The following is a 21,106-nucleotide window of genomic DNA, read 5'->3' on the forward strand; positions in this document are numbered from 1 at the left end:
ACAAGAAGTTCGGCATCAGAGTGCCAATCCATCTCGAGCGGACCGAGCATGGTCTTCTTCCTAAGTATGTGCCTGCAAAGGAAGAGTGAAACAAGCTGTAGTTACAACTTATACCCGGGAATTTAAGTTTAATTACAATTTTCAAAAGAACTTTTATCCTGCTTCAAAGCTGCTTTAACAATTTTGAAAATTTGTTCTTTGCGGGATATATGCTTTACTCCACATTATCAGGAAGAAGAAATGATGGAAAACAACAGCTGGCGGTACTGTATGGCATCACTTTTCGCTGTGTAGTATAGTTGTAAAGCTGAAAAGGAGATCTGGAATGAAGCTGCTGTCGGTGGTTGTGCCATGCTTTAATGAAGAAGAAAATATTGATTATTTTTATACGGAGATGGCAAAGAATGATGCTTTTTTCCAGTCTCATGAAATTCAGAAAGAAATCATTTTCGTGGATGATGGATCGCATGATCATACAGTGGAAAAGGTCAAGGCACTGCATCAGAAGGATCCTTCGGTTGTGCTGATTTCCTTTTCCCGCAACTTTGGCAAGGAGGCTGCGATGTATGCCGGCCTGCAGGCTGCAAAAGGTGACTACGTGGCAGTGATGGATGCCGATCTGCAGGATCCGCCGTCGTTACTGCCGGAAATGTTTGGCTATCTTGATCAGGGATATGATCAGGTCGCAACAAGAAGAGCAACCAGAAAGGGCGAGCCGAAGATGCGTTCCTGGTTTGCCAGACGTTTCTATGCCCTGATCAATCGGTTCTCTTCCACAAAGATCGTGGATGGTTCCCGGGATTACCGTCTGATGACAAGGCAGGTCGTGGATGCCATCCTGCAGGTAACTGAATACAACCGCTTTTCCAAAGGTTTGTTTTCCTGGGTTGGTTACCAGACCAAGTGGATTTCCTATGACAATGTAGAAAGAAAATACGGCAGAACGAAGTGGTCTTTCTTCTCTTTGTTCCGCTATGCCCTGGATGGCATTGCTGCATATTCAACGGTTCCGCTTGCCGTCGCAAGCTTCTTTGGCATCTTTTTCTGCATACTGGCAATTCTGATGATTATCTTCATCATTGTCCGCAAACTGATTTTCGGCGATCCTACTCCGGGCTGGCCAAGTCTTGTCTGTATCATTCTGCTGATCGGCGGCATTCAGCTGTTATGTATCGGCATCATCGGGCAGTATCTGTCCAAAACCTATCTGGAAGTCAAGAACCGTCCGATCTATCTTGTGCGTGAAAAAGTCGGTCAGGGCAGTGATCTGGAACGGCCAAGGCCAGATGATGAAAACAAATGAATTATTTTCATGAAAATAATGATTGACTTACAGCAAGCTGAAAACTATACTTTCAGTACATTCAAGGAACGGAAGAGTAGCTGCCAGATATCTTGAAGCGAGCCGGAACAGAGTGGAAGTCCGGTAAGAGAAGGGACAGTGAAGCGCATCCGGGAGAAGTTCTTCTGAAGTCAATAGGAAGAAACGTGAATCTGCGTTAAGGAGAAGAGTGGTCAGCGTTTGCTGGCAACCAGTGTGGTACCGCGGATATCAAGCCGTCTCTGGAATATTTCCAGAAGACGGCTTTTTTGTTTAAGGGGAGGTGAGCATATGACAGAGCGACGAAGATTCATCAGTGTGTATGAACATTCAGTGATGACAACAAATCAAATGGGAGGAAAAGAAAATGAAAACATCGAAAATTGTCAAAACAGCTTTGTCCGGACTGCTTGCCTGCACCCTTGCCGCATGTGGTTCTAATTCTTCAGCATCTGCTTCTGGCTCTGCCGCAAGTTCATCAAATGGTAAATATGATTATCTGCTTGATACATCCGATCTGGAAAAACCGGATCTGGATCTCAGCAATGCCTCTGGTGTATTAAAGGATGTATTGGACAGCGGCACGCTGAAAGTTGCGACATCGCCTGACTATCCGCCGAATGAATGGGTGGATGATTCCGGTAAGGTATATGGTTCAGAGATGATGTTTGCCAAATATATTGCGGACTGTCTGGGTGTCAGTCTTGATATTGAAACCATGGATTTCAATGGAACGCTGGTGGCTGTAGATACCGGCAAGACAGATCTTGCCATGAGTGGCTATGGCTGGAAGAAGGATAGAGCTGAAAGCTATGAGCTTTCCAAGGGTTACATTGGGGATCCGAATTCTGATGCCGGACATACATTGATCACAACCAAAGCCAATGAAGGCAAATACAATTCGCTGCAGGATTTTGTAGGATCGACCATCATGGCTCAGGCTACCTCCCTGCAGGAAATGTATGTACAGGATGAAATTCTGTCCCTGGATAAGGACGGCACGACTAAGTACGAAGCTGTCAAGACACTGGATCAGGCAATTCTTGGTCTGTCTTCCGGAAAGTGTGATGCTGTTGCATTGGATGAATCAACAGCAGAAAACTATGTGGAACAGTCTGATGGTCAGTTTGTTCTGACAGGTGTGATGTTTGATCTTACCCCGTATGGTGATTACCAGGGCAATGTTCTGGCGGCCAAGAAGGGCGAAACTTCCATGATTGATGTCATGAATCAGATTATCGATTTCGTCAGTGAAAAAGGCTACTACGAGACCTGGTATTCCGAAGCCAAGGAAGCTGCAAAAGCTGAATAAATAAACTGTTAGGAAGGAAATGAGTCTGCATGGGAGAAGGAATTATTGAAGTTTTTCTGAAATACTGGCCGATATTTCTCAGAGGTCTTGGCGGGACATTGGAATATGCCTTCATCGCCGTCTTCTTTGGATCGATTCTGGGTACATTGATTGCCATGGCCCATCTGTCCAAAAACAAGGTGCTGTCTGCGATTGCGGCAGTCTATGTCAACGTGCTCAGAGGAACACCGCTGCTTGTGCAGATGTATATTTCCTACTATTTTCTGCCGATGGCATTTCCGGCATTGAACAGTATTGACAAGGTTTACTTTGTGCTGCTGGCATTGACACTGAACTCCAGTGCGTATGTTTCTGAAATCTTCAGAAGCGGCATCATGTCAGTGGATAAAGGACAGACAGAAGCAGCCAGATCGCTTGGCATGACATCCAGCCACTGCATGCGCTACATCATCCTGCCACAGGCAATCAAGAATATCCTGCCCGCACTTGGCAATGAATATATTTCCATGATCAAGGAAACATCCCTTGCCGGTACGTTCATGCTGTATGAACTGATGTATACCCAGACGCTGCTTGCCAACAAGTATCTTATCTGGCAGCCGCTGTTCATCATCGCCGGTATTTATCTGCTTGTAACATTGTCCCTTTCCTGGGTTGTCAGAAAGATGGAAAAGAGGTTGAGTGTCAGTGACTGAGAAGAATGATGTGTTGATTGAAACAGTCGACCTGCATAAAAATTTCGGATCCCTGCAGGTGCTCAAAGGCATCTCAGAGAAGATTCACAAAGGTGAAGTGGTGACGATCATCGGACCTTCCGGCGGCGGCAAGAGTACGTTTCTGCGCTGCCTGAACATGCTGGAAGAGCCAACTTCCGGCAAGGTGCTGTTTGAAGGCCATGAACTGGATCCCAAAAGCACCAATCTGAATGAACACCGTCAGAAGATCGGCATGGTGTTCCAGCAGTTCAATGTCTTTCCCAACCTGACGGTTCTGGACAACATCACCATTACCCCGAAGCTGGAAAAGCATGTAAAGAAAGAAGATGCCGAGAAAGAGGCAATGGAACTGCTGAAGACAGTCGGCCTGGAAGATAAGGCCAATGTCTATCCGCGTAAGTTATCCGGCGGCCAGAAACAGCGTCTGGCAATTGTGCGTGCCATGGCAATGCATCCGGATGTGATGCTGTTTGATGAGCCCACCAGTGCGCTTGATCCGGAAATGGTCAAAGGTGTGCTGAAGGTCATTCAGAACCTTGCCGAAAGCGGCATGACCTGTGTCATTGTGACTCACGAAATGGGCTTTGCCAGAGAAGTCAGTGACCGTGTCTTGTTCATTGATGGTGGTGTTGTTGCCGAAGAAGGAACACCGGAGCAGCTGTTTGATCATCCGCAGAATGAAAGAACAAAAGCCTTCCTGTCGGAAGTGCTCTAGAAAGGAATCTGATGAAAACAACATTTTCCTACGATCATTATTACAAGTATGAAGAGCTGCAGAGCAATCTGCAGTACTTTGCCAAAACGTTCCCAAGCCTTTGCAGCCTGGATGTGAACATGGTTACCCCGGAAGGACGCAATCAGTATGTTGTGACTTTGACCAACAAGGATACCGGCGATGCTTTGAGCAAGCCGGGCTGGTATCTGGATGGCAATATCCATGCCGGTGAAGTTACTTCCAGCATGTGTGCCATGCATACCATTGATTCACTGCTGACCAACTATGAAACAGATTTGAATATGCACCGTATCCTGGATACCATGACCATCTATGTCATTCCCAGAGTCACACCGGATGGTGCTGAGAAGTATCTGACTTCTCCCTACAACCTGCGTTCGGTTGACCGTGCCTATTTACCGGAAAAGGGCGGTATCAAACCGGAGGATCTGGATGGTGATGGTGTCATTCGGATGATGCTGATTCCATCTGCGTACGGGGCATGGAAGAAAGATCCTTCATCGGCGGCAGGCGTTGCCCTGCGCTCACCTTCAGATGCTGTTGGTGAGTTCTATGATCTTTACCCGGAAGGTGTGCTGGAAGAACCTGCTGGAGATAATCTGAAACAGAAGAAACCTGACTGGGGTCTGGACTTCAACCGTAACTTCCCGTTTGGCTGGTTCCCCGATGCAAGACAGGGCGGTGCCGGAAAGTATCCGTTGAGCAATCCGGAATGCAAGACAATTGTTGACTTTGTGCTGGCCCATAACAATATCGGTGGTGCTGCCATCGGCCATACTTCCGGCGGCCTGGTTCTGATTCCGCCTGGAACAAAGCCGGAAAAAGATGCACCGAAGCAGGACATGAAAGCAATGCATGCCATTGCTGACATGGGCAAAGAAGAGCTTGGCTATGTACCGATGAATATCTTTGATTCCTTCATGGATGATCAGGTGAATTATGATTCCGGTGCCCTGGATGACTGGTTCTATCAGTCTCAGGGTATTCCGGCCTATACGATGGAATTCTGGGATGTCTCCACAAAGGCAGGTGTGCCGATGAACTGGGGAAGCCGCAAGGATGAAGGTGAGGCGAATCGCCTGGAGCGGTTTGTGGCCATTATGAAGTGGGTAAAGGAAAATGCACCGCAGTACTATAAAGACTGGCAGCCCTTTGACCATCCGGTCTTTGGCAAAGTTGAGATCGGCGGCTTCAATACCAAATTCACCATTCAGAATCCACCGGAAAAGTTCCTTTTGAGTGAGTGTGAGCATGATACAAGCTTCAATCTGCGCTTCATGCAGGCAATGCCACATCTTGCCATTGATTCCTTCACGGCTCAAAAGAAAGCAGAAGGGGTCTATGAAGTGAGTGCTGTCATCGGCAATCATGGCTACCTGCCTACCAACCTTACTGAAAGTGCGCTATTGATGAAGACGGCAAAGCCGGTGGAGGCTGTGCTTACCGGCGGTGAAATTCTGGGCGGCAAAGAGAAGATTGATCTTGGTCATCTGGAAGGATATGCCAATACCAATACGAGTTCGATGTATGGCAATCTGACCACATTTGCCAATGGCAAAGCGAAGAAGAAAGCTGTCTGGGTTGTCAAGGCTGCACCTGGCACAAAACTGACATTATCGGCATCTTCCTGCAAGGCAGGAACTGTAAACGCTTCGCTTGTTTTGTGATTTGATTTTCGCATATGCACGGCCTATGCTATAGATGACAGGAGGCAAAACAATGCTTGATCCAAAAGTAAAAGAACTCATCAATACACAGGTCAACAAAGAATTCTATTCTGCGTATCTCTATCTTGATTTTGCGGACTATTATCAGGATCTCGGCCTGGATGGCTTTGCCCATTATTATGATGTGCAGGCACAGGAAGAGCGTGATCATGCCATGTTAATGCGGCAGTACCTGATTAACAATGGCGAGCATGTGACCCTGACAGCAGTGGATGCACCGGCGTATACCTACAAGACACCGATGGATCCGCTGAAGTATGGCCTTGCCCATGAGCAGTATGTCACCAGTTTGATCAATACGATCTATGGTGCTGCCAATGATGTGCATGATTACCGTACGATGCAGTTCTATGACTGGTTTGTCAAGGAACAGGGTGAAGAAGAGAAGAATGCGGATGATCTGATCAAGAAGTATCAGCTGTTTGGATCAGATCCGAAGGGGCTGTATGCTTTGAACCAGGAACTGCTGGCCAGAGTATATGCTGCACCAACATTAACAATCTGAGCATTTGCTGTGAGGAAGCTGCCTGCGGGCAGCTTTTTCAGTGGGCGTCATGACAGAGTGCATGAAATCAAGTATCATATTGGCAGAAGGTAAATATATGCAGACATTGAAAGAAATCCTTTCCCAGCGCCAGCTCCATTATTCTGAGCGTCTTTCTCAGAGTGATATTGCGGATATCGAAGCTTTTTATGTACAGACGGCAAGAGACCGCGGTGGAAAGCTGAGTGAAGAGGAACTGGATGCCGTGATTGATGCTTATCGGAATCTGGATATGATTGTGGCAGGCCAGGAAAAAACACAGGCGGAACCAGAGAAGAACGAGACGGAGAAAAGTGAGGAAATCCATGCAAAGTTGCAGACATTTCCATCTTCAGGAAAACAGCCGGATGTAATGCATCCTTTGATGAGGGTGAAAGCAGACAGGGATCTGCTGCATGGTGTCTTTCTGTGTATGGATGAGAATTGCTATGTTTTTTCTGACTGTGATGGCAGTGCACAGGAAGACATTGCGGCCATTGACAGCCGTTTTGTAAAGGTGCTTTCCTACCTGGTGCGCAGTCATCTGTACTGCCAGTTGAAAGGTATTGTGAAAGACGGCTGTCTGCAGGTTCTTTCTCTGCATGCCTGGGATCCCAATGAAAACCAGACACTGCAGTCTGCCAATGACAGCTTCCTGCAGCTTGTTCTGCAGAGGCTGTATACATGCGATTATGAAACTGAGCAGGATCAGGAAGAAGAACAGCCTGCAATGGTGCTTTCTGATATGCCGGCGATTCTTGACTTTCTTGACTGTGCTGAGAGTACACTGCCTGCCGGCATCCGCAGCTGGGCACACCGCAATGTGGCGTTGATCAAGACGGATACGGTGCCGCAGGAAGAAAAGCGCCATGCCCAGAGAGCCCTCGGACTGATGCTGAACATTCAGTGGAAGGGAAGAAAGTTTGATCCGATTGATCCTGTGGCAGCACGCCGTATTCTGGATGAAGAACTGTATGGCCTGGATACCGTCAAGCAGAGGGTGATGGAGACAATCATTCAGATCAACCGTACTCATACACTGCCTGCCTATGGCCTGCTGCTATGCGGGCCGGCAGGTACCGGCAAGTCGCAGATTGCCTATGCGGTTGCCCGTATTCTGGGCCTGCCATGGACATCTCTGGATATGAGTGCCATTCACGATGTGGAAGCTTTGACGGGAACGCCGCGGGTGTATTCCAATGCCAAGCCAGGCCGCATCATGGAAGCTTTTGAGAAGGCTGGATCCAGCAGCCTTGTCTTCATCATCAATGAGCTTGATAAGGCTGATCAGGGCAAAAACGGATCCAATCCTGCCGACGCACTTTTGACACTGCTGGATAATCTTGGCTTTATGGACAATTACATCGAATGCCGCGTGCCGACATCCGGTGTCTATCCGATTGCAACGGCAAATGACAAAACAAGAATTTCCGATCCCTTGTTAACCCGGTTTGCCCTGATTGAAATCCCGGATTATACAACTGATGAAAAGAAGATCATCTTTACGGATTATGCGCTGCCAAGGGTGCTCAAACGCATGGGCATGCATCAGGAAGAAGTTGTCATTACGCAGGAGGCAGTGGATGCCATCGTCCACAAATATGAAAAAATGCCCGGTGTCAGAGATCTGGAACAGGCAGCAGAGCATCTTTGTGCCAATGCCTTGTTCCGGATTGAAACCGGACATCAAAAGCAGATTGTGTTTACGAAACAATTAGTGGAAGAAGTACTGGCCTGAGATCGGAATTCTGGTTTCAGGCTTTTTGTGTGCCGATGGTAATCATGCGGCCTCCGCCTGCTTCATACAGACGGTGAGAGATCGAAACAACGGTGCGGTTTTTCGAAACCTGAATCAGTGTATCAAGTACGGTACGCTCTGTTTCAGCATCCAGGTTTGCCGTGATTTCATCTAGCAGCAGGATCGAAGGATTCTTGATGATGGAACGGGCAATGGAAAGCAATTGTTTCTGTCCCTGCGAAAACAGACTTTCTGAATATGGTGTGTCAAGACCATCCGGAATTGAAGCGATGGTCTTGTCAAGGCCGACGGTTTTCAGGGCAGCCATGATTTCATCATCTGAGACAGAAGCATCATGCAGTGTCAGTTGATCCTTGATGGTTCCTTCTACAGGCCGGAATGTCTGTTCCACGTAGCCAAACAGGCTGCGCTTATCTGTGTCTTTGATCTTTGCGGCATCACAGCCAAAGATCGAAATGGAACCTTCATCCGGATGATACAGGCCAAGGATCAGCTTGAACAGTGTACTTTTGCCTGCCCCTGTTCTGCCGGCTATCGTAACATGTTCACCCTCTTTGATCGTGAAGGATAAATCCTGCAGAACTGGATGGGAAGCATCATAGGCAAAGCTGACATGTGACAGAGAAACAGCCGGAACTTCCTGTTTTGTAAAGGACAGATCCGGAATGGTGCGCTCTGGCTGCCCCAGGAATTCATTGATCCGGTGAATACCGGCAGAAGCTGACTGCACGGTCTGGATTTCCATGCCGATGCTTTCAATTGGTGAAAAGATCTGGGAAATGTAGTTGATGATGGCGACGGAAGTACCCGGTGTCATACCAAAGAATGATAGCACGATGGGACTGCCGGAGGCACTCAGGATATACACCAGTGTTGTAACAGCAGCGTTGGTAATGAGAATGGCAGGGGAATAGACGGCATCAAAGAAATTGGTCTTTTCAATGGCACGGAAACTGTCATCCAGGCTTTCATCATAGCGCTCTGCCATGAAAGACTCTGCCTGCAGGGTGTGGATGGTGCGGATGTTATGCAGGGTTTCCGGAATGGCACTGCTCACACTGGCAACCGCCTTGCGGTTATCAAGCTGTGCTTCCAGCGTAGCCTTCTGCACATGGCGTGTATACAGGGCAACTAACGGCAGGACACACAGCAGGACAATGGCCAGACCCTTGTTCTTCATAAACAGGATGACAAAGATGGAAACCATCCGGCAGCAGTCCGCAAACATGGAAATAATACCTTCCGTGAACAGTTCCTCAATTGTATCCACATCATAAATGAAGCGGGATACAATGGCGCCCGGCTGTGTTCTGGTAAAGAAGTCAGCCGGCAGGTGTTCCATCTTTTCACTCAGTGCAGAACGCATGGCATGGGTCATCTTCTGACCAAAGACTACCAGAATCGCTTCCTGGCCGCTGGCCAGCAGAGAAGAAAGAATCAAGGTGGCAAAGTAGCTGGTAAACAGCATTGGTGAAACCGAAGCTCTTGTGCTTAAACCATCAATGATGCGCTGCAGGATCAATGGCGGAATCAGTGAAGTTACAATGGCACCAACGACAATCAGACATACGGCAATGGTCAGCAGAATATGCTGAACAATAGCCTGCCGGATCAGACTGGCAACCGTTTTATTTTTCTTCATGCTCTGTACCTCCTGTCTGTGCTTCATACAGGTGACGGTATTCTGGATTCTGCTGCATCAGATCTTCATGCGTTGAAGCCTGCACATGGCCATCAGCCAGCCAGATCACCTGATCCAGCTTTGGGAAAACATACAGGCGGTGGCTGATTAGAAAGATGATGCGCTGAAAACGGAAGGTCTGCAGGTTGGTAAAGATTTCCTGCTCTGTTTTGCGGTCAAGAGCAGAGAAGGGATCATCCAGAATCAGCAATGGTCTTGGATGGGCAAGGGTTCTTGCCAGCCCAAGACGCTGTGCCTGACCGCCGGAAAGACGGGTGCCGCTGCTGCCAATCAATGTATCAATCCCATCCGGCATTGCCAGCACTTCCTGATCCAGACAGACAAGCCGCAGATATTTCATGACATCAATATCTGTACTGCCCATCTGGATATTATCGGCAATGGATGCAGAAAACAGTTCCGGATCATGGCCCAGATAACCACTGATGGAATGCAGCTGTTCCAACGGCATATCACGCAGTTCCTGACTGCCATACTTCAAAGATCCCTGGTAAGGATATTCATTGAGGAATAGACGGCCGAAAGTTGATTTTCCTGAGGCAATCTGTCCGGTGATACCAATCATTTCTCCTGGCTTAGCCTGCAGGTTGACATCATCCAGCAGGATGGGAGCTCCAGGATAGGCAAAGGACAGGCTGTCCATGACAACCGGCTGGCAGGCTGCCGTTTCTGCCGGCTCAGTATCTGCCTTTTTCAGCAGCGGCTTGATCCGGTGCCAGGAAACCTGTGCTTTCTGTACACTGTTGAACAGAGCTGCGGCATGGGAAGATTTGACAGCCATCTTGGTATAGCAGGATAGGAATGTTGTAAAGGCGGCGATATCCCAGATGCCGGTATGAATCAGTTTTGCCCCGTCAAAGAGAATAAACAGGACGGAAACTGTCGTAATGCACTGGTACAGCGGCGGCAGGGCATTGACAAGGACATCTGCCTTTGTATTGGCTGCTTCATATGCCTGCAGACTGCTTTCGTATCTGCGCGCCATGTTGTTTTCCTGACCGCTGAGACGATAGGTCAGCGCATTGACAGAACGGTCCATCGTTGCCGCAGACAGCTGGTCTGCACTCCGGCGGGCAGTACTGTTCCATTTCTGCACAACTGTTTTCATCTTCTGGGCCAGAAAATAGGAAACTGGCGGTGTGATCAGACACAGAAGGGCAAGCTGCCAGCGGTATACAGCAAGCATGACAACATAGCTGATCAAGGCAACGCCGGTATCAAAGACTTCCGTGGTGAATTTGCGCATGCCTTCGGCACAGGCATCCACATCGGATACCGCCCGGGTAATCATGCCGCCGCTGTCCTCCTGACCGGCTTTTGCCTTTGGCGTTTTCAGCAGATTGGCATAGAGAATATGCTTCATCTGCCGGTTGATGGAATTGGCAAATTTACGTACATACAGCCGTTTGAAGAAACGTGAAATCTGTACGGCTGACGTAACCAGCAGATACGTAATGGCAAGGGAAACCATGGCTGCCCACGTCCGTGAGCCATTCAGGATTTCCAGCAGTGTCTGGGCAAGCTGGCCTTCATAATACGGGCCGGCGAGAAGGCCGATGTTATAGATCAGACCTGTGATAGTGATGATAAGCAGACGCGTTTTCTGATTCAGAAAATAACTTGTGATTTTCTGGGGATCGCCAGTTTCTTTGTTTTTCATATGACTTAGCGGGCAATGTATTTCTGCAGCAGGGTATAGGCAGCCTGCACGCCATCCAGGTGGGCGCGCTCATAGTTATGGGAAGCATAAACACCCGGACCGATCAGGCCGTGGCGGATATCATAGCCAGCCCGCATGGTTGTTTCCACGTCGCTGCCATAGCGGGGATAGACATCGATGGCATAGGGCAGACCTTCAGCTTTGCAGATGAGGGAAAGTTCCGTGATCATATCGTAGTTATAGGGACCGCCGGAATCCTTGGCACAGATGGAAACCATGTGCTCATTGCAGCCAAGATCACTGCCGACACATCCCATGTCAACAGAAATCATGTCTTCCGTATCAATCGGCACACAGGATCCACCAAAGCCTACTTCCTCATAGACCGTAAACAGAAGTGTGACCTTTCTTGGCAGACTGATCTTTTCATTCTTCACCCATCTGGCAATGCCCAGCAGAATGGAAGCAGAAAGCTTATCATCCAGGAAACGTGATTTGATATAGCCGCTGTCAGTGATGACAGTTCTTGGCTCCATGGCAATGATATCGCCGGTTTCCACACCGAGTGCCTCAACTTCCTGATGGGAAGACACATTCTCATCCAACAGGACTTCCATGTTTTCTTCCGTATCTTCCAGTTCTTTTTCGCGGACATGCACACTTGGCTCTTTGTTAAGCACAACACCGGTATACATTCTGCCGCTGCGGGTGAAGACCATGCAGTTATCACCATCGGCAGTACGCCACTGATGGCCGCCGATTGCTGTTGGACGCAGTCTGCCATTGTCTTTGATGGCGCGAACCATGGCACCAAGCGTATCAACGTGGGCAGCCAGAACCAGCGGATTGTTTTCACCGCCAAGCACACATTCCACATTGCCCTTGCGGGTAATGATCGGCATATATCCCATTTCTGCAAGTGTCTTGCGTACATATTCCGCTGCCCGGGCGGTAAAGCCGCTGGGGGAAGGAATGGATGTCAGCGCACAAAGCTGCTGTGTTATATAATTCAGATCATCATTCATGATATCTTCACCTCACTTTAATAACTGCTTAAATGGTAGATGGAAACCTGATGTTTGGCAAGCTGTGCACAGAATGTGCGGTGCTTTTCACATCTATTAGCAAACATGCTAAAATGCCACATATGACAAACAGGCTGACAAAGATTCTTTGGGCAGGGACACTGCTGCTGTGCGGCTGCACCGTGGCACCATTTTCGCTTCCAACTGCTGCTTCAAGTGCTTCTGCATCTGCTGCTGTTTCACCATCCGTCCAGGCGGAAACAGACACATCCGGCTTTTACTATGACCAGTTAAATCAGAATGCCCAATCGCTTTATACACAGCTGCTTGCTGCTGCAGACAGCGGTCAGCACTCTGTGACTTTTGATCAACCTGCATCACAGTCAGATTTTCTGTGTGCTATGACAGCCTTTTCCCGCGATCATCCTGAGGTGCCGGGTACCAGCAGCTGGAGCTGGACAGGCTATCAGGGCGGCAGCCTGATCACGCAGGTCAGCTGGCAGGCAGGGGGTGATGCCAGTGACCAGATGTTGCAGGTGCAGCAGGCCGCTTCCCAGGTGATTTCCAGCAATCCAGATCCTGATGATCCGGTGAGTACCATGCAGTACTTTTATGAATGGATTATCCAGAATACCGACTATGGCAGAAGCACATACGATCAGGATATCCGCAGTGTCTTTCTGGATCATGTTTCCGTGTGCAATGGCTATGCCCGTGCATTCAAATATCTTTGTGACATGGCGGGTATTCCCTGTGTCGTTGTGGAGGGAACAGCCAATAATGAGCGCCATGCATGGAATCTTGTTACGATCAATGGCAGTACCTACTGGGTGGATGTTACCTGGGGCGATCCTTTGTATCAGGAGGATGATTCCGGCCAGGCACTGACATACCGCTATTTCTGTGTACCGGATGAGCTGATGCTCAGGACACATACGATTGATGACGGGGCTGGTGATCCCGATTCTGACAACTATGTATCCGATGTATTTCAATATCCATCCTGCACTGACTGGTCTTTGGATTACTATGTCCGGGATGGCAGCTATTTTACAAGCTATGACCGCATGAGCGTCTATCAGTATTTCATGAACCGGTTCACAGCCGGACAGTATGATCTGGCACTGCAGTTTTCATTGGATGTCTGCCAGCAGGCATTTGATGATCTGTTTTCCGGCGATGTGCCATACATGCAGACAATTATGGCCGGATGGTTTTCAGGCAGAGTGTCGTGCCGGTACAGTACAGATCCGGATACCGGTGTGCTGGAAATTTCGTTTTCTCAGGATGGAGCGCAATGAAAAAAGGTCTGGTTTTAGAGGGCGGCGCAATGCGCGGCATGTTTACAGCAGGTGTGATCGATGTATTGATGGAAAATGAGATTGTTTTTGATGGTGTCATTGGCGTTTCGGCAGGTGCAGCCTTTGGATGCAACTATAAGTCCAAACAGATCGGGCGTGTAATCCGCTATAACAAACGGTTTGCGCATGAAAAAAATTACTGCAGCCTGCATTCACTGCTAACAACCGGCAATTTATACAATGCAGAGTTCTGCTATCACCGCCTGCCGGATGAACTGGATGTGATGGACAACGATACGTATATTCATAATCCATGTGCCTTCTGGGTTGTGGCGACGGATATTGAAACAGGGAAGCCAGTTTATCATGAGATTAAAACGATGGATGAGGAAGGACTGGAATGGGTGCGGGCATCCGCATCCATGCCTGTTGCGGCAAGACCTGTGATTATTCATGGCCAGAAACTGCTGGATGGCGGTCTTTCAGATTCGATTCCCCTGGCATTTTTTGAAAGCATTGGCTATGACCGCAATGTTGTCGTCCTGACCCAGCCTGCCGGCTATATCAAGCATCCACAGAAGGGTATGGCTCTGATGAGACCGCTTCTGCATCAGTATCCGGCTGTGCTGGATCTGCTTGCACACAGGCATGAAGCTTATAATGAAGAATTGCAGCAGGTACACCGTGCCCAGCGGGAAGGCAGGGCCTTTGTTATTCAACCGCAGCTTCCTCTGGAAATCGGTAAGACGGAACATGATCCGGAAAAGATGGAAGAAATCTATCAGACTGGCAGACAGGAAGCAGTCCGCCATCTTGCTGAATTAAAAGAATTTCTTGCGACAAAATAGCATAAATGTCCTAAAATGTGACATTACTCCAATCTGACATATTTTCTGTGGCATGATGATTCCATACTATGTGAGTGGGGGAAATACCATGATCATAGAGGAAATGGGAGGATGCCGACGCCTGTGCGGACATTTTGTGTCCGTATATGCGGAGGATCAGAAGCAGATCGGAGAAAAGTTACAGGGGCAGTGGATTTGTTATTGCCGTCAGGGCAGTATGGGGGAAATACTGTTCTTTCATATGGGCGTGCGGATAGATACCGGCATCGTTCCATGTGCTGTCATGCAGTATTCTGCGGGTCATCTGACAGGTGCCAGAGCAGAAATTTATCAGGGGAAAGTGCCGGAAGAATTCTGCGTACAGGCTGCAGGAATTGATGTGCGCTTTCGGATTGAGGACAGACGCCAGCGTATCCGCCGCTGTCATATGCTTGATCCGCTGCGTGATGCAAAGTATCCGGATATCCTGCATGTACTTCATCCTGACAGCCTGAAAAGAATTCCTTTTCTAGGTGAAGAATTTGATGGCAGAATGCTGAAAGGAAAGATTGCATCTGGTGTATGCGGAAACGGGCTTCGCTCCGGCATGAAGGTTTCTTGCCTGCTGGTAGAAGATGGCAGGGACATTGACCTGGTCATGATTCCAGCGCATATGCAGCTGTAACAAAGCTTTGCAGTTATCATTTGTTCAGACAGAAAACAAGAGGCAGATCGTCATTGTATGATCTGCCTCTTGTTCTGCGAATGGTTTGGATTATTGCGTATTATGCTTCTTTTTTATTCTGCATGTCTGCCTGGATCTGCTGCTTTACCTTTTCAAAAGTGATATCACTGATATCATGCTCAATGCGGCAGGCATCCTTACGGGCTGTCTCAGGATCAACACCGAGGGAAACAAAATACTCTGTGAAGAGCTTATGACGCTCATAAATATGCTCAGCGATTTTTCTGCCCGGGGGAAGCAGCGTGATTTCACCATCTTTGGCCATTTCAATGTAGCCGTTTTCTCTCAGCTTTTTCATCGCAACACTGATGCTTGCCTTGGAATAGCCGAGCTCCTGTGCGATATCGACGGAATGAACGCTGCCATTTCTTTCCTGCAGCATTAAAATCGCTTCCAGGTAGTCTTCTGCGGATTCATATATCTGCATGATCACTTACCTCCGTTACAATACGAATATTGTAACATTGCTGGCCAAAATGAAAAGAGATGTGCCCCGGCGGCACCTATGCTAAAATATCAGGATGTAAGGATGCGATCAGGAGGATCCCCAATGAGCTGCATTTGTGTGATTGGCGGAGCCAATATTGATATCTGTGGATCAAGCATTGGCCCGCTGCGTTCGTTTGATTCCAATCCCGGGATGATATCCGTTTCCTATGGCGGTGTAGGCCGCAACATTGCTCAGATCTGTGCGCTGCTGCGGAAAAACACACGCTTTGTAACCTGCTTTTCAAGTGACAGTTATGGCCAGATGATGAAGGCAGACTGTGAAATGCTGGGCATGGATACTTCCGGTTCCGTTACGATTGAAGGACTGCCAAGTTCGATGTACATTGCCATTCTGGATAATAACCGTGATATGAAGGTCGGCATGAGTGACATGCGTATTCTGCGCTGCATGGATGAGGCAATGCTGGAGCCTGTTTTAAAAAGCCTGAACAGCGATGATATAATCATCATAGACGCCAACCTGGACATGTCATGCATTCAGTATGTGCTTGATCATGCGCCATGCCATGTGGCAGCCGATCCGGTCAGTACAAGCAAAGCGGGCAGGCTCAGAAATGTACTTGGTCAGCTTTCTATCTTCAAGCCGAATCAGTTTGAGGCAAGGGAACTGACTGGTTTTGGCATTGAAAATGAGGAGGATGCGCGCCGCAGTCTGGACTGGTTTCTGCAGGCAGGTGTGAAAGAAGTGATCATCTCCATGGCAGAGCGCGGCCTGCTGCTGGGTACGGAACATGAAAAGCTGTGGCTGACACACCGCCGTATCTCTCTGGAGAATGCAACCGGCGGCGGTGATACGCTGCTTGGTGCATATGTTGCCGCAAGGCTGGAACACCAGAGTCCGGATCAGGCGATCCGCTATGGTATATCTGCTTCCGTGACGGCAATCGAACAGGATGCTGTCAAGCGGCGCAGCCTCAGTCCTGAAATGATTGAAAAGAGTCTTGATACGATGGATATAAAGGAGAAAAAATTATGAGTGAAATGGTAAGAGTCAATCCTGAAGTTGCAAAGGCATTACAGGAGAACAAGCCTGTCATTGCCCTGGAAAGCACGATTATTTCCCATGGTATGCCGTATCCGCAGAATGTTGAAACGGCAATGCATGTGGAACAGATCATCCGTGATCACGGAGCTGTGCCAGCAACAGTTGGTATCGTTGATGGTGTTGGTGTTGTTGGCCTGACAAAGGATGAGATTGAAGAAATGGGCAAGCGCGGCCATTCGATTCCGAAGGTATCCAGACGCGATCTGCCGATTGTCATGGCAGAAAAGTCATGGGGTGCTACTACTGTTGCGACAACAATGATTCTGGCTGCCAAGGCAGGTGTTGAGTTCTTTGTGACAGGCGGTATCGGCGGTGTTCACAGAGGCGCACAGGAAACATTCGATATTTCGGCTGACCTGGAAGAGCTTGGCAGAACAAATGTAACCGTGATCTGTGCAGGTGCCAAGGCAATTCTGGACCTGAAACTGACTCTGGAAGTACTGGAGACAAAGGGTGTTCCGGTGCTTGGCTATCAGACAAATGATCTGCCTGCTTTCTACTGCCGTGATAATGGCATGGGCCTGAAAGTTGACTATGCGATTAAAGATGCAGCTGATGCAGCAAGAATCGTCAAGGCGAAGAGAGATCTCAAGCTCAATGGCGGCATTCTGATTACCAATCCGATCCCGGAAGAGTATTCAATGCCTACCGATGTGATTAACAAGGCTATTGATGAAGCAATTGCAGAGATGGATGAAAAGGGTATTCATGGCAAGGAGTGCACACCATTCCTGCTTGCCAAGATTGCAGATATTACTGCCGGCAAGTCTCTGGATGCCAACATTCATCTTGTATATAACAATGCGGCAGTTGGTTCGGAAATTGCCAAGGAGTACAGTAAACTCTGATGTCATATGCGCCGGACCATATTGTCAATGACCCCGTAACCAGGGAAACACTGACAGCCGGGCTGAAAAAGCTTGGCCTGCGGGACGGCATGATTGTGGAAGTGCATGCCCGTCTGTCATCTTTTGACTGTGTGATTGGCGGGGCAAGGACGGTTGTGGATGCATTAATGGATATTGCTGGTGAAAACGGAACGATTGTCATGCCGGTGAACTGCCATGACAATGCGGAGCCTTCCACCTGGAAGCATCCGGTGATTCAGCCGCAGGCCTATGCATCTGTGCGCAGCGCAATCCCGCCGTATGATCCCCAGCTGAGTGATATTCCTGATATGGGTGAGGTGGCAGAGAATTTCCGCCGCCGCAAAGGTGTGATCTTTTCACAGCATCCACGTGTTTCCTATGCGGCATGGGGCAGATATGCCAAACTGCTGTGCAACCGGCAGTCTCTGCATTTTCCTCTTGCTGAGGAGAGCCCGGCAGCCCGTATGTATGAGATGAAGGGCTTTGTGCTGCTGATGGGATGTGATTTTGACAGTGCTACGAGCATGCATCTGGCGGAATACCGCACAGATGACAGGCCGATCCGCATTGAAGGCTGCTGCATGCAGACAGATCAGGGACCACAGTGGAAGAATTATCTGGATCTTGATCTGGACAGCAGTGACTTCACACGGGTGCGCAGTGAACTGGTCAAAAAAAAGGCGGTCCGCGAAACAGTGATCGGCGGATCTCGCATTCAGTTTTTCCCACTGGCATATGCCGTGGATGAGGCAACACGCTACTTTGAATCCAATTCGGTATTTGAACTGTACCGGTAATCAGATTTTCCAGGAATGTTTGAGGTATGCTGCAGAAATTTCTGCGGCTGCTTCAAGCATTTCTTTTTCTTCGGTCTCACGGAATCTGTCCTTTACAGGAGCATCCAGATCAATTTCCATGATGACTTCGCCATTGACAATGACCGGAACGCATAATTCACTGCGGCTGTCACTGTCACAGGCAATGTGGCCATGGAAGGACAGTACATCCGCAATCCGCTGCGGCTTTTTTGTCTGCCAGCAGGTGCCGCATACACCTTTGCTATAACCAATATGTGTGCAGGCAGTTTTTCCCTGGAAGGGACCAAGGACAAGTTCACCGTTCTTTACAAAATAGAAACCTGCCCAGTTGAGATTGGCATAGTTCATATTGATGCAGGCAGAAACATTGCTCAGTGCAGCAATCATATCAGGTTCTTCCAGCAGGGCTGCGATCTGCTGGCTGATCAGACTTTTGTTTTCCATGTTTAACATCTTAGCACACTATCCTGTGATAGAATGATTTTGTGAACAGGGGTGCATTTGCTGAGAATTACCCTTATCACCTGATCTAGGTAATACTAGCGTAGGGAGTTCCAATCACTCTTTGCGCCTTCAGAAACGGGGGTGTTTTTTTATGAAGAACAACAAGATCAGAATTATTTCGTACATGGCATTATATGCAGCACTGTATGTCGTCCTGAAATTTGCAGGAGAGTACATTCCATTCCTGAAGATGCCGCAGGGAGGCTCAATTGAGATTGAACTGGCTGCGGTATTCATTGCCTCGTACCACATGGGCTGGAAGTATGGCATTCTGACTGCGATGATCGGCTTTCTGCTGACATTCATCTGCGGCTTCCCGATCTACTGGCTGAATCTTGGCCAGTTTATGCTCGATTATATCCTGCCGCTGCTGTTTGTCGGTGCGGCCAGTCTGCTTGGCCGCAATGGTTCCGTGCGTCAGGTCATCGGCATCTCACTGGCAATGATTCTCAAATATGTCAGTCAGCTGTTATCCGGTGTGTACTACTGGCCGCCGGAGGGCAGTGTTGCCGGCAGTAAGGCAGCCTGGGTATATTCTGCCGGATATAACCTCTGGTACAATCTTGCTACACTGGTTGTATGCATCATTCTTGTGCCGCTGCTGCTGAAAAGACTCGAGAAAACAAGTGCCTGGAAGCAGTTTGCCAGGTAATAGAAAGAGCAGAAACATATATGAGTGGGTGAGAATGCAATCATCCACTTTTTATTTTGGTCAGGGACGAGTAGAATAACAAATGCTATGTCAAAAGTATTAATCCCACATCCTGGACAAATGGTATATATCCAGTCTTTCAAGCATGATGGCAGCCTGCACCGCACATGGTGCAAGGGCTTTGTGCTGGAAGCTGATAAAAAACATATCGTTGCCGTAACCAACCGTGCCTGGGTCATTGAAGCGGATGGAAGACGCTGGCTGACAAGAGAACCAGCGATCTGCTTTTTCTATGATGACCGCTGGTGGAATATTATTTCTATGATCCGTCATTCCGGTGTGTACTACTACTGCAATCTCGCTTCCCCAAGTGTGTATGATGGCGAGGCGGTCAAGAATATTGACTATGATCTGGATGTCAAGCTGTATCCGGATGGCGGCTATCAGATTCTTGATGAAGATGAATTCGCGCAGCACGCCAGGCAGATGCATTATCCGGAAGAAGTGAAAAAGATTGTAGAGAACCAGATGCAGATGTTGATCCACGCAATGGAAAAGGGCGAGGATCCGTTTAACCAGTCATGTATTGATTACTATTACAGCAAATATCTGCATATGAACAGATAATGAAATGATGCCGCTATGCGGTATTTTTTGTATGTTTCAATATCACACGATAATAAAAATCAGTTGACAGATAGGAGGGAAAAAGGGTAAGATCATGAAGCTTCTTCAGAAGGGATTCAGGAATCAGGAAATGATCATGGATCAGCAGTCATAAACTTCGAAAAAAAGTTGTTGACAAAATAAACTGAAGAGGTAAGATAAACAAGCTGTTTCCGAGAAGGGAAGAGCGCAGATCTTTGAAAACTGAACAGAAAGATTAGAACACAAACAACGTCAATGAGTTTATAAGAAATCCTGATTGTAAGAATCAGGTGAGCACAAGTCAAATGAAGAGTTTGATCCTGGCTCAGGATAAACGCTGGCGGCGTGCCTAATACATGCAAGTCGAACGAGGAAGATCCAGCTTGCTGGGTTGACCGAGTGGCGAACGGGTGAGTAATACATAAGCAACCTGCCCACGGAGACCGGGATAATCTCTGGAAACGGGGACTAAAACCGGATAGGCAATAGAGAGGCATCTCTTTATTGTTAAAGGTGAGAGACACTGGTGGATGGGCTTATGGCGCATTAGTTAGTTGGTGAGGTAACGGCCCACCAAGACGATGATGCGTAGCCGGCCTGAGAGGGTGAACGGCCACATTGGGACTGAGACACGGCCCAGACTCCTACGGGAGGCAGCAGTAGGGAATTTTCGGCAATGGGGGGAACCCTGACCGAGCAACGCCGC

The 21,106-nt window shown here is 48.4% G+C and carries 20 protein-coding genes, 1 rRNA gene, 1 riboswitch and 1 other annotated feature; of the genes, 16 read left to right on the top strand and 5 right to left on the bottom strand.

The window, feature by feature from the left end:
• Nucleotides 1-325 precede the first annotated feature (325 nt).
• The 7 genes from SOI44_RS08575 (at nucleotide 326) to SOI44_RS08605 (ending at nucleotide 8,073) form a co-directional block, all read left to right on the top strand.
• Complete coding sequence (locus SOI44_RS08575) at nucleotides 326-1,303, top strand: glycosyltransferase family 2 protein (RefSeq protein WP_442914588.1); 978 nt, start codon at nucleotides 326-328, stop codon at nucleotides 1,301-1,303.
• A gap of 55 nt (nucleotides 1,304-1,358) precedes the next feature.
• Nucleotides 1,359-1,568: a binding site (T-box leader), on the top strand.
• Nucleotides 1,569-1,688: 120 nt separating this feature from the next.
• Complete coding sequence (locus SOI44_RS08580) at nucleotides 1,689-2,633, top strand: transporter substrate-binding domain-containing protein (RefSeq protein WP_331348799.1); 945 nt, start codon at nucleotides 1,689-1,691, stop codon at nucleotides 2,631-2,633.
• Between the two features lie 29 nt (nucleotides 2,634-2,662).
• Nucleotides 2,663-3,328 carry an amino acid ABC transporter permease gene (locus SOI44_RS08585; RefSeq protein ID WP_331348800.1) on the top strand — a complete coding sequence of 222 codons (666 nt, stop codon included), beginning with the start codon at nucleotides 2,663-2,665 and terminating at the stop codon, nucleotides 3,326-3,328.
• Entirely contained in the window at nucleotides 3,321-4,064 is a 744-nt protein-coding gene (locus SOI44_RS08590; RefSeq protein WP_331348801.1) for an amino acid ABC transporter ATP-binding protein, read from the top strand. The genes SOI44_RS08585 and SOI44_RS08590 overlap by 8 nt, the downstream gene beginning before the upstream one ends.
• 11 nt (nucleotides 4,065-4,075) lie before the next feature.
• A complete protein-coding gene (locus tag SOI44_RS08595; RefSeq protein WP_331348802.1) occupies nucleotides 4,076-5,752 on the top strand; it encodes a M14 family metallopeptidase in 1,677 nt (558 codons plus the stop codon).
• Nucleotides 5,753-5,804: 52 nt separating this feature from the next.
• Nucleotides 5,805-6,317 carry a ferritin gene (locus tag SOI44_RS08600; RefSeq protein WP_331348803.1) on the top strand — a complete coding sequence of 171 codons (513 nt, stop codon included), beginning with the start codon at nucleotides 5,805-5,807 and terminating at the stop codon, nucleotides 6,315-6,317.
• A gap of 97 nt (nucleotides 6,318-6,414) precedes the next feature.
• Nucleotides 6,415-8,073 carry an AAA family ATPase gene (locus SOI44_RS08605; protein WP_331348804.1) on the top strand — a complete coding sequence of 553 codons (1,659 nt, stop codon included), beginning with the start codon at nucleotides 6,415-6,417 and terminating at the stop codon, nucleotides 8,071-8,073.
• Nucleotides 8,074-8,089: 16 nt separating this feature from the next.
• Here the strand turns inward: SOI44_RS08605 and SOI44_RS08610 are convergent, their stop codons facing one another.
• Genes SOI44_RS08610 through SOI44_RS08620 form a run of 3 tightly spaced genes read right to left on the bottom strand, consistent with a single transcriptional unit; the run spans nucleotide 8,090 to nucleotide 12,481 of the window.
• A complete protein-coding gene (locus SOI44_RS08610; RefSeq protein ID WP_331348805.1) occupies nucleotides 8,090-9,736 on the bottom strand; it encodes an ABC transporter ATP-binding protein in 1,647 nt (548 codons plus the stop codon).
• Nucleotides 9,723-11,456 carry an ABC transporter ATP-binding protein gene (locus tag SOI44_RS08615; protein WP_331348806.1) on the bottom strand — a complete coding sequence of 578 codons (1,734 nt, stop codon included), beginning with the start codon at nucleotides 11,454-11,456 and terminating at the stop codon, nucleotides 9,723-9,725. Before SOI44_RS08615 ends, SOI44_RS08610 begins: the two co-directional genes overlap by 14 nt.
• A gap of 5 nt (nucleotides 11,457-11,461) precedes the next feature.
• Nucleotides 11,462-12,481: a M42 family metallopeptidase gene (locus SOI44_RS08620; protein ID WP_331348807.1), complete on the bottom strand. Its 1,020-nt coding sequence runs from the start codon at nucleotides 12,479-12,481 to the stop codon at nucleotides 11,462-11,464.
• A 122-nt stretch (nucleotides 12,482-12,603) separates the two neighbouring features.
• Here SOI44_RS08620 and SOI44_RS08625 point away from each other — a divergent pair, with 122 nt between their 5' ends.
• From SOI44_RS08625 to SOI44_RS08635, 3 genes are all read left to right on the top strand, one after another.
• Nucleotides 12,604-13,782 (top strand): transglutaminase domain-containing protein, encoded by a 1,179-nt coding sequence (locus SOI44_RS08625; protein ID WP_331348808.1) that lies wholly within the window; start codon nucleotides 12,604-12,606, stop codon nucleotides 13,780-13,782.
• A complete protein-coding gene (locus SOI44_RS08630; RefSeq protein WP_331348809.1) occupies nucleotides 13,779-14,630 on the top strand; it encodes a patatin-like phospholipase family protein in 852 nt (283 codons plus the stop codon). Before SOI44_RS08625 ends, SOI44_RS08630 begins: the two co-directional genes overlap by 4 nt.
• A gap of 88 nt (nucleotides 14,631-14,718) precedes the next feature.
• Nucleotides 14,719-15,294 (top strand): hypothetical protein, encoded by a 576-nt coding sequence (locus SOI44_RS08635; RefSeq protein WP_331348810.1) that lies wholly within the window; start codon nucleotides 14,719-14,721, stop codon nucleotides 15,292-15,294.
• Between the two features lie 100 nt (nucleotides 15,295-15,394).
• Here SOI44_RS08635 and SOI44_RS08640 read toward each other — a convergent pair whose 3' ends face one another.
• The gene (locus SOI44_RS08640) at nucleotides 15,395-15,781 is read right to left on the bottom strand and encodes a metal-dependent transcriptional regulator (RefSeq protein WP_331348811.1); all 387 of its coding nucleotides are present in this window, start codon (nucleotides 15,779-15,781) and stop codon (nucleotides 15,395-15,397) included.
• A 123-nt stretch (nucleotides 15,782-15,904) separates the two neighbouring features.
• On the opposite strand from SOI44_RS08640, the gene SOI44_RS08645 reads away from it, so the two are divergent.
• From SOI44_RS08645 to SOI44_RS08655, 3 genes are read left to right on the top strand one after another with little or no spacing between them, the layout of a single operon-like run.
• The gene (locus SOI44_RS08645) at nucleotides 15,905-16,840 is read left to right on the top strand and encodes a carbohydrate kinase family protein (protein ID WP_331348812.1); all 936 of its coding nucleotides are present in this window, start codon (nucleotides 15,905-15,907) and stop codon (nucleotides 16,838-16,840) included.
• On the top strand, nucleotides 16,837-17,757 hold the full coding sequence (locus tag SOI44_RS08650) for a pseudouridine-5'-phosphate glycosidase (RefSeq protein WP_108776019.1): 921 nt from the start codon (nucleotides 16,837-16,839) through the stop codon (nucleotides 17,755-17,757). Before SOI44_RS08645 ends, SOI44_RS08650 begins: the two co-directional genes overlap by 4 nt.
• Nucleotides 17,757-18,575 carry an aminoglycoside N(3)-acetyltransferase gene (locus SOI44_RS08655; RefSeq protein ID WP_331348813.1) on the top strand — a complete coding sequence of 273 codons (819 nt, stop codon included), beginning with the start codon at nucleotides 17,757-17,759 and terminating at the stop codon, nucleotides 18,573-18,575. Before SOI44_RS08650 ends, SOI44_RS08655 begins: the two co-directional genes overlap by 1 nt.
• On the opposite strand, the gene SOI44_RS08660 is transcribed toward SOI44_RS08655, so the two are convergent.
• Entirely contained in the window at nucleotides 18,576-19,040 is a 465-nt protein-coding gene (locus SOI44_RS08660) for a GAF domain-containing protein (RefSeq protein ID WP_331348814.1), read from the bottom strand.
• Between the two features lie 37 nt (nucleotides 19,041-19,077).
• Nucleotides 19,078-19,164: riboswitch (TPP riboswitch) on the top strand.
• A 27-nt stretch (nucleotides 19,165-19,191) separates the two neighbouring features.
• Between SOI44_RS08660 and SOI44_RS08665 the strand changes: the two genes are divergently transcribed.
• The 3 genes from SOI44_RS08665 to SOI44_RS08675 form a co-directional block, all read left to right on the top strand.
• A complete protein-coding gene (locus SOI44_RS08665; protein ID WP_331348815.1) occupies nucleotides 19,192-19,752 on the top strand; it encodes an ECF transporter S component in 561 nt (186 codons plus the stop codon).
• A gap of 87 nt (nucleotides 19,753-19,839) precedes the next feature.
• On the top strand, nucleotides 19,840-20,379 hold the full coding sequence (locus SOI44_RS08670; protein ID WP_331348816.1) for a DUF402 domain-containing protein: 540 nt from the start codon (nucleotides 19,840-19,842) through the stop codon (nucleotides 20,377-20,379).
• A 323-nt stretch (nucleotides 20,380-20,702) separates the two neighbouring features.
• Nucleotides 20,703-21,106, top strand: a 16S ribosomal RNA gene (locus tag SOI44_RS08675); the annotation flags it as partial.

This window comes from Lactimicrobium sp. (assembly GCF_036453465.1).
GTDB lineage: Bacteria > Bacillota_I > Bacilli_A > Erysipelotrichales > Erysipelotrichaceae > Bulleidia.

Coding starts and splice junctions, on each gene's coding strand:
- SOI44_RS08575 (WP_442914588.1), top strand. CDS start 326: ATGAAGCTGCTGTCGGTGGTTGTGCCATGCTTTAATGAAGAAGAAAAT.
- SOI44_RS08580 (WP_331348799.1), top strand. CDS start 1,689: ATGAAAACATCGAAAATTGTCAAAACAGCTTTGTCCGGACTGCTTGCC.
- SOI44_RS08585 (WP_331348800.1), top strand. CDS start 2,663: ATGGGAGAAGGAATTATTGAAGTTTTTCTGAAATACTGGCCGATATTT.
- SOI44_RS08595 (WP_331348802.1), top strand. CDS start 4,076: ATGAAAACAACATTTTCCTACGATCATTATTACAAGTATGAAGAGCTG.
- SOI44_RS08600 (WP_331348803.1), top strand. CDS start 5,805: ATGCTTGATCCAAAAGTAAAAGAACTCATCAATACACAGGTCAACAAA.
- SOI44_RS08605 (WP_331348804.1), top strand. CDS start 6,415: ATGCAGACATTGAAAGAAATCCTTTCCCAGCGCCAGCTCCATTATTCT.
- SOI44_RS08610 (WP_331348805.1), bottom strand. CDS start 9,736: ATGAAGAAAAATAAAACGGTTGCCAGTCTGATCCGGCAGGCTATTGTT.
- SOI44_RS08615 (WP_331348806.1), bottom strand. CDS start 11,456: ATGAAAAACAAAGAAACTGGCGATCCCCAGAAAATCACAAGTTATTTT.
- SOI44_RS08620 (WP_331348807.1), bottom strand. CDS start 12,481: ATGAATGATGATCTGAATTATATAACACAGCAGCTTTGTGCGCTGACA.
- SOI44_RS08625 (WP_331348808.1), top strand. CDS start 12,604: ATGACAAACAGGCTGACAAAGATTCTTTGGGCAGGGACACTGCTGCTG.
- SOI44_RS08630 (WP_331348809.1), top strand. CDS start 13,779: ATGAAAAAAGGTCTGGTTTTAGAGGGCGGCGCAATGCGCGGCATGTTT.
- SOI44_RS08635 (WP_331348810.1), top strand. CDS start 14,719: ATGATCATAGAGGAAATGGGAGGATGCCGACGCCTGTGCGGACATTTT.
- SOI44_RS08640 (WP_331348811.1), bottom strand. CDS start 15,781: ATGCAGATATATGAATCCGCAGAAGACTACCTGGAAGCGATTTTAATG.
- SOI44_RS08645 (WP_331348812.1), top strand. CDS start 15,905: ATGAGCTGCATTTGTGTGATTGGCGGAGCCAATATTGATATCTGTGGA.
- SOI44_RS08650 (WP_108776019.1), top strand. CDS start 16,837: ATGAGTGAAATGGTAAGAGTCAATCCTGAAGTTGCAAAGGCATTACAG.
- SOI44_RS08655 (WP_331348813.1), top strand. CDS start 17,757: ATGTCATATGCGCCGGACCATATTGTCAATGACCCCGTAACCAGGGAA.
- SOI44_RS08660 (WP_331348814.1), bottom strand. CDS start 19,040: ATGGAAAACAAAAGTCTGATCAGCCAGCAGATCGCAGCCCTGCTGGAA.
- SOI44_RS08665 (WP_331348815.1), top strand. CDS start 19,192: ATGAAGAACAACAAGATCAGAATTATTTCGTACATGGCATTATATGCA.
- SOI44_RS08670 (WP_331348816.1), top strand. CDS start 19,840: ATGTCAAAAGTATTAATCCCACATCCTGGACAAATGGTATATATCCAG.